This is a genomic window from uncultured Campylobacter sp. (assembly GCF_937997595.1).
GTDB lineage: Bacteria > Campylobacterota > Campylobacteria > Campylobacterales > Campylobacteraceae > Campylobacter_B.
Map to the genome: position 1 here is coordinate 1 of NZ_CALKTS010000038.1, position 1,142 is coordinate 1,142.

Here is a 1,142-nt window from a genome sequence, read left to right on the forward strand (position 1 = left end):
AATTTTGCGTGCTCGCATAGCCGTTTATCACGGCGATCTCGCCGCTAAATTTAACCTCGCGCTTCAGCCCGTCAAGATCGCTCGCGGCTGTTTCGTAGGCTTTGCCGTTTAGTTTTATCTGCATTTTGATCCTAAATTTTATCTTTTTGCCGTTTAAATTTATCGCGCAAATTTAAACGCGCGGCGCCTTGCATCTGTGCGAACATAGCGCGCATTGATGCGGTATTGCGATGCGGTTGCGGCAGAAATCTGCGCGGCTACTACGCACCGCGCAAAGCTCGCACGAATTACGGCGCAAGCGGACGCGTCTGGCGTATCGCTCGTGCTTTTGATCTAAAAATTTCATCCTGCTTTAACGCGTTATGTTTTGGCCTCGCGCATTGCATTCAGCCAATACGTCGCGTCGCATGGGCTTCGTACGGCACGCGTAACACAATCAAATCCGCTAAATTTAGCGCATTAACTCCGCTTGTCGGTTAAATTTAAAATCGCGAAGCGCTAGAGCGATCCGCCGAATTTAAAAGCTTAAACGCCCGAATAAATCCGCACTGCGGCTAAATTTAAAATTTTAGCCCAACCGACGAAAAAGCGGCACGCCGCAGCATACGTCTTAGCGTGCACGACGGCAGAGATCTCGGGGTAAATTTTAAAACCCTGCGCTCAAAGCCCACAACTTCGGCGTAAATTTTAAAGCCATGCGCTCAAGCTTGTAGTGCCGACACAGTTTACAGCTCCACACCCAGCCACCGCGGCTGGCGATGCAAATTAACGTTTCGCCGCAACAATAAAATTTAAACTCTATCGCCGCGGAGCGAATTTTAAAACTTCTGCGTTTCGCCGCCGCGGATTAGTTCGCTTACAAAATTTAAAAGCTCACCGCAGGCACCAGGCTACCGCGGCTTTCTCATAAATTTAAAAACCCCAAACGCCGCTATGTCTCCGCTCCGCCGTATCGTTTAAAATTTTAATGAGGCGATGCAAATTTTAAGCCCCAGCCGCTGTGTCGCTACGCCGATTAAAATTTAGCGGTCTCCACGCGGATTTAAACCTCGGCTGCCGCAATTTTAAAATAATTCAAAGCTCCGACCTCAGCCGCCGCCTACGAACTCGACGATCTCATATTTTTTGCCGCTTGAGATCTG

General features: G+C 49.0%; 1 protein-coding gene. It reads right to left on the bottom strand.

The features are described from left to right. Nucleotides 1-124, bottom strand: a 124-nt coding sequence (locus Q0614_RS01310) for a ThiS-like ubiquitin domain-containing protein (protein ID WP_298785945.1), incomplete at its 3' end; no start/stop codon positions are given. Nucleotides 125-1,142: the final 1,018 nt, after the last annotated feature.